Annotated in this window: 6 protein-coding genes; 1 reads left to right on the top strand and 5 read right to left on the bottom strand. The window is 43.3% G+C overall.

The window, feature by feature from the left end; all coding sequences use genetic code 11:
* Positions 1–60: 60 nt before the first annotated feature.
* The 4 genes from B9J84_RS10575 to B9J84_RS10560 all read right to left on the bottom strand — a co-directional run bounded on the left by B9J84_RS10575 (position 61) and on the right by B9J84_RS10560 (position 2,464).
* A complete protein-coding gene (locus tag B9J84_RS10575) occupies positions 61–924 on the bottom strand; it encodes an NAD(P)-dependent oxidoreductase (protein WP_094124090.1) in 864 nt (287 codons plus the stop codon).
* 167 nt (positions 925–1,091) lie between these two features.
* On the bottom strand, positions 1,092–1,808 hold the full coding sequence (locus B9J84_RS10570; RefSeq protein WP_017044945.1) for a YebC/PmpR family DNA-binding transcriptional regulator: 717 nt from the start codon (positions 1,806–1,808) through the stop codon (positions 1,092–1,094).
* A gap of 89 nt (positions 1,809–1,897) precedes the next feature.
* A complete protein-coding gene (locus B9J84_RS10565) occupies positions 1,898–2,107 on the bottom strand; it encodes a DUF3283 family protein (RefSeq protein ID WP_017046863.1) in 210 nt (69 codons plus the stop codon).
* Between the two features lie 159 nt (positions 2,108–2,266).
* Positions 2,267–2,464 (bottom strand): PA3496 family putative envelope integrity protein, encoded by a 198-nt coding sequence (locus B9J84_RS10560; RefSeq protein ID WP_017043498.1) that lies wholly within the window; start codon positions 2,462–2,464, stop codon positions 2,267–2,269.
* Positions 2,465–2,819: 355 nt separating this feature from the next.
* Here B9J84_RS10560 and B9J84_RS10555 point away from each other — a divergent pair, with 355 nt between their 5' ends.
* Positions 2,820–3,275, top strand: coding sequence for a transcriptional regulator (locus B9J84_RS10555; RefSeq protein WP_094124089.1), 456 nt, complete (start codon positions 2,820–2,822; stop codon positions 3,273–3,275).
* A 189-nt stretch (positions 3,276–3,464) separates the two neighbouring features.
* Here the strand turns inward: B9J84_RS10555 and B9J84_RS10550 are convergent, their stop codons facing one another.
* Positions 3,465–5,441, bottom strand: a complete 1,977-nt coding sequence (locus B9J84_RS10550) for a replication initiator protein RctB domain-containing protein (protein WP_017043500.1) — start codon at positions 5,439–5,441, stop codon at positions 3,465–3,467.
* Positions 5,442–5,460 lie beyond the last annotated feature (19 nt).

The raw sequence follows: 5,460 nt of genomic DNA, 5'->3' as shown, positions 1-5,460 counted from the left end.
GGTTTACAGTGTAAATGGCCCTAAATAGGGCCAATTGAGTCTATCTCTGAGCTGTGATATTTATGAATTAACGGCTTTGATAAGGATAGAAGTATCCATTCTTCCCTCACCTTGCTCAGACAAGGCTTGGTAAGCATGATAAGTTTTTTCTGTCATCGGCAATTTTAGATCGTTTCGTTGCGCTTCATCCAAACAAAAGCCCAAGTCTTTGATCATCCAATCAATGGCAAAGCCGTAATCAAATTTACCTATTGACATGTTCACAGCGCGGTTTTCCATCTGCCATGAACCTGCGGCTCCATTTTTCAAACAATCAACCAAAACGCCAATATCTAACCCTGACTTTTCCGCTAAGATCAATCCTTCCGACAGGCCATTTAATACGCCAGCAATGCAAATTTGATTGACCATTTTTGCGCGTTGTCCTTGCCCTGCTTTCCCCATCAGCACCGATGACTTGCCATAAGCACGAAATACGGGTTGCAGTTGCTCAAACAGTTCGGCATCTCCACCACACATAATGGTTAGCACACCATTTTCAGCCCCTGCTTGGCCACCAGAAACAGGAGCATCCATAAAGCGAATGCCCGCTTTATGAGCCGCAGACGCCAGCTCTTCGGCTAACAGTGCCGATGTGGTGGTGTGATCAACCAAAATTGCGCCGCGTTTCATCGCCCTTATCGCGCCGCCGTCACTGGTCGTCATGCTACGGACATCATCATCATTGCCAACGCAGGTTAAAACCACATCGGCATCTTGCACGCACTCTGCGACTGTTTGCGCTGCATGCCCATGATACTGCTGCGCCCACTGCTGCGCTTTAGCTTGAGTGCGGTTGTAGACGCTAACATCAAACCCTGCATTTTTTAGATGCCCAGCCATAGGGTATCCCATAACCCCTAATCCAATAAAACTGACTTTCATTAACTTCTCCTTTTATTATTACCCAGCAGCCCAAACGGACGAACACACGTAACTGAGTGTGGGCTGTATGTATCCTTGCGTCATTCTCTATGAATAAGACCACGGTTAGCAATGCACAGATAAAAAAAAGCCGAGTCAATCACTCGGCTTCTCATTAATTCGCTCTATTACAGCTCAGCGTTATGGTAAACCTGCTGAACATCATCACAGTCATCTAGCATGTCGAGGAATTTCTGGAATTTCTCCGCCTCTTCGCCCGTGACCGGTGTGTGTGTTTGTGGAACGAATGTGATTTCTTCCACATCGATAGTCAAATCAGGGAACTGATTATTTAGCGATGTTTTCACTTTGAAGAATTCAGTGTTAGGTGCAAATACAGTGATCACACCATCTTCCAGTTCAACATCCGTCACATCGACATCATCCATCATCAGTGCTTCAAGGATAGAATCTTCATCATCCCCTTTGAACTGAAATACCGCTTGGTGATCAAACATGTGTGATACGGTACCTGGAGTACCAATTTTCGCACCCGTTTTAACAAAGCATTGACGCACATCTTGGAACGTACGGTTGCCGTTATCTGTTAAGCAGTCAACGATAACACTTGCGCCGCCAGGGCCAAAACCTTCGTAACGAGCAGGTTGGTAGTCTTCACCACCACCACCACTGGCTTTATCTAGCGCTTTATCAATAACGTGGCCTGGAACTTGGTCTTTCTTCGCTTTTGTGATCAGGTGGCGCAAAGACAAGTTCATGTCTGGGTCCGAACCACCATTTTTCGCACACATGTAAATTTCTTTACCGTATTTGGAATAGACTTTAATTTTTGCGCCTTGAGTTTTCGCCATTGAGGCTTTGCGCACTTCAAAACTTCTTCCCATAGGGATGATCTCTCTAATTCAATTTAACGCGAGGGATTTTAGCAAAAAGTGGGATCATTTCAATTTTCCACTTAGCAAAGACATGAATGCTACGCAACACCCATCACTCTTTTGTATTTGTTCACCGATTGTAAAAACCACTCTTTTTCGGCCTCACTGGCAATTTTAGACTGCTGCTGAGTGATCGCTTCAGGTCCTGCTTTTCCTTGCTTGAGTTTCCAAACAAGAAAGGAAGCTTGTTTATCGAGCTCTACTTTGTTTTTCTCTTCAGCGGCAAGTAAAGATAGGTTGAAGGACATGAGTTAGCCTAGATCGGTAAATACGTGGCACGAAATATAGCATAGGACATAGGAAAATTAAGAGCATAAATGTGCAATTTATCGGTATGAAATCAAGAAAATTGGAAAATATAAAGGGTGGCTATGCGCCACCCTTAGGGGATTAATGGTGAGAACTCGTCAGTGAAGTATGCCTAGCTCCTTCGCTTCTTCAATGGTTAAACCACTTTCTCGAATCTCTCTTAATGCTTCAATACGACGGCGAGCTTCGGCTGATTTAAGGTTTTTAACTGGTTTTTGAGTTTCTACTTCTTCCGTGAAGTCCCACTTATTTGCAATATCAGTCATTTCGTCATGGTCAATAGAATTTATGGACATTGTTACCTCCGAACAAACCACGTAAGGGACATGTAATCTGTAGCAAACGACATTTGATTTGTTAAGCATATTTCGTCCATATTGTGATTTTGGCGATGGTTTAGAAACCTTATTTTTAAAACTATTAATATTACTTTGCCAACCTTGCTAGACGAGGCTAAATTTAAATATTGCATGCATGAATTCAAGCGTTTTAGCGCTCATTTTATTCTGTTGCATACTGTCGCAGCCCCCCCAACCCCACGCTCTTTCAATGTGCTGATTTTTAGCACATGGTTCCCCATTTCTGTTTGGCAAATAAGCTTGAAATGCACCAGACTGTAGTTAATACATTTAAAGTTGTAGGTAAGACGCGATGTGTAAACTTCACGACTGGTTAACCGAGATCCATCAATGGCATCTGAACAAGCGCTATGATCAGGTGGCTCAATTACAACCTTTGATCCTTAATGCTCCACAAGAGATCTGGGGGCCGGATCTGAGTGATGCTCAAAGTAAAGCAATTGCTTGTTGGCTTGATGCTTGCCTGCGCCAATATGAGTACTACAAGCTCATTGACGGTGAGCTTGCCTTCCAATATCTGCAGCTTGCTTACGCTCGTTTTCAGCGTTGTGTCTCGGAGCCGAGTAGTGAACTTGAGTTAAAATCTTGGTGTATAAAACGGATGCAGCAGTTGATGGTACTGAGTTTGGAGCATCTCAACCAACAGCACGTTGATGAGGCCTTATCCCGAAGTTTAATTGATGCTCATGTTCGATTTCTTGCATATTACGCGTGGAACGATGATCAAGGTATAAAGCGAGGGTATTAATTGATTGCAGGGATCAACAGATAAAAAAATAGCGAGTTATATAACTCGCTAAAAACATATATGAGCCAATCTATTAATTCATCAGATAGGACAAAAGGTTGTCTATTCGTTTTCCATACTAACGAACCTTCTAAAACAAAATGTCAGCTACGTGTCAAGGTTGTGTTGTAAATTGGTTTTAAATACCTTTTAAATACCAATAGCGACTTCATCAAGTGCCCGGAATACGGATTCATCTAAATGCCCCTCGTACACTTGCTTACACACTTTGCGGCGTACTGCGAGACCCGAGATCAAACGTTCGATCGATAAATGTTTATTCTCGTTTTTCGTGTTATAGAGCTCGATCAATTTACTTAACGTCTCATAAGAGATCGCCTCATTTCCAACCCTCAGCCAATCCAGCTTATCAATCAGCTCTGTACACTCTTCCTTGATAGAGGATGGTGGGTGTCCAGTCATTGCTGATAACGCCGTTATACTGCGTTCTAGGGCCTCTGGAGAGGTATATTTAGATAAGGTAATCGTAATTTCATCGGCATTGATCTCTACTAGGTGTTTGCGCTGCTTGACTCTTCGTCCCAGCTTACCCTTTGGAGACGGTGCTTTACGTTGAATCGGTTCAAATTCACCATCAATGATCTCAGAAAGCTCTTCTAGTTTTTGCTTAGAAACCATCTCATTGCGCAGTGGGTTAGGTAACGTTGGAGCCATGTTGCGTTTGCCTGCATTGGTGGTACGAGCGCGCGAGTAGCGCAGGACTTCTTCCACATCGCACTTAATGTCGACTTGGTAATCCATCACTTTTTCTTTATCCACCAGTGTGGTGACCGTCAAATGATAGCCCCAAAGATTCACGACAAATAACGAATCGCTGCCCTTTCCTTCCGATAATCGTTTTAGCTCACGGACAAGATCCATCGAAAAACGACGCCATTCGATATTACGGGCCAACTTTTGGTTCAATTCACTCAGTAGCATGCTGTCGGTATGGCGACGCGACATGCGACTGCGGAAATAGGAGTAGAGTTGGAAGACCAACGTATGTTGCTTTAGGATCTCTGGTGGAAACAAGAAAAAGTAATCGCGAGTGAGTAACTCTTCGTAGAATGAAGGCTCCCACACCAAAATGTACAAATTAGGTTTGATCCTAATTTCACCATCAGCGCCTTCCGTTGGCGCTTCTTCAGAAGCGGTGATCGTTCTTGCTAGGAACCGAAAACGATCACTCTTAAATCCTTCTGGCATGTTTTCACTCAGCCAACGGCCTGTTAACTCATGCAGTTGGAAGTCTGTAAATTCAATCCGATCAATACTATCGCGAATAGAATCTCTTGCTGGGCCACTATCTTTTTTACCGCGAAGCGACAAAATGTCAGTAATGTACAATGGGGTTTTATTCGGTGTGTGTTTGGTATTAAGTTGGTAATCTTCTTGGTGATGATCGTGGTATTGCACCGTTAAGGTGAACAGTGCAAACAGTGTCATTAGATCATCAACTGTCATGATATTTTTAGAAGAACGAGTTTCAATGATCGCACGGGTACCAGAAATCGACACCATTGATTTCTGGTAGCTTTTACGAGTTCTCGGTGGAGCTAATGCTTGATCAATGATCCCAGCCCAATTGGTGGGTGAAACCACAAACTGATCCGCTTCGTCTTTCATCGCTGGTGGAATATTTAGCCCATGCTCTGTCAACAAACGCTTATTGACCTGAGTTTGAGCCAGCGCTTTTGAACGCTTGCGTTTTTCTGTCTGTTTTACTGATTCAGTTACCAGACTGGTTGAACCAAGCACAGAGATGAGCTTATTTGGGTTAACAAATTTATGCAGCATTGTCTTGCCAGCTAAACCTTCTTCAAATCTCACCGGGATCTGTTTAAATAAACCAATACTTACTGCAGCACGCAGCCGTTGCTGAATAGCCGCTCTGGTCAATTGGCCATCGGTTGCTTCAATTAACTCTGTTGTTGAGACTAACCCATCTTGGCTGCGGAAACCTCTTAATGAGATCAGGTTAAGAAGTTCAACGATACTTTTGGTAACACCTTTAAAATGTTGGTATTGATCAACCCAATCAACAGCAGTTTCTGAAACTTCAAAAAGATGCCCATCTTTGTGGCTCCTTGGTGCTTTGATCAATATTTTTTCGTCTGCGTTCATTATTAGATCCGTATCACAC

This window comes from Vibrio sp. V03_P4A6T147 (genome assembly GCF_002241085.1).
Classification (GTDB): Bacteria; Pseudomonadota; Gammaproteobacteria; order Enterobacterales; family Vibrionaceae; genus Vibrio; species Vibrio anguillarum.
Note: the sequence above shows the minus strand (reverse complement) of the source record. Positions and strands in the feature narration are given on the sequence as shown.

What these genes read in the sequence shown, in the direction of transcription:
- B9J84_RS10575 (WP_094124090.1), bottom strand. Translation starts at nt 924, where the DNA reads ATGAAAGTCAGTTTTATTGGATTAGGGGTTATGGGATACCCTATGGCT.
- B9J84_RS10570 (WP_017044945.1), bottom strand. Translation starts at nt 1,808, where the DNA reads ATGGGAAGAAGTTTTGAAGTGCGCAAAGCCTCAATGGCGAAAACTCAA.
- B9J84_RS10565 (WP_017046863.1), bottom strand. Translation starts at nt 2,107, where the DNA reads ATGTCCTTCAACCTATCTTTACTTGCCGCTGAAGAGAAAAACAAAGTA.
- B9J84_RS10560 (WP_017043498.1), bottom strand. Translation starts at nt 2,464, where the DNA reads ATGTCCATAAATTCTATTGACCATGACGAAATGACTGATATTGCAAAT.
- B9J84_RS10555 (WP_094124089.1), top strand. Translation starts at nt 2,820, where the DNA reads ATGTGTAAACTTCACGACTGGTTAACCGAGATCCATCAATGGCATCTG.
- B9J84_RS10550 (WP_017043500.1), bottom strand. Translation starts at nt 5,441, where the DNA reads ATGAACGCAGACGAAAAAATATTGATCAAAGCACCAAGGAGCCACAAA.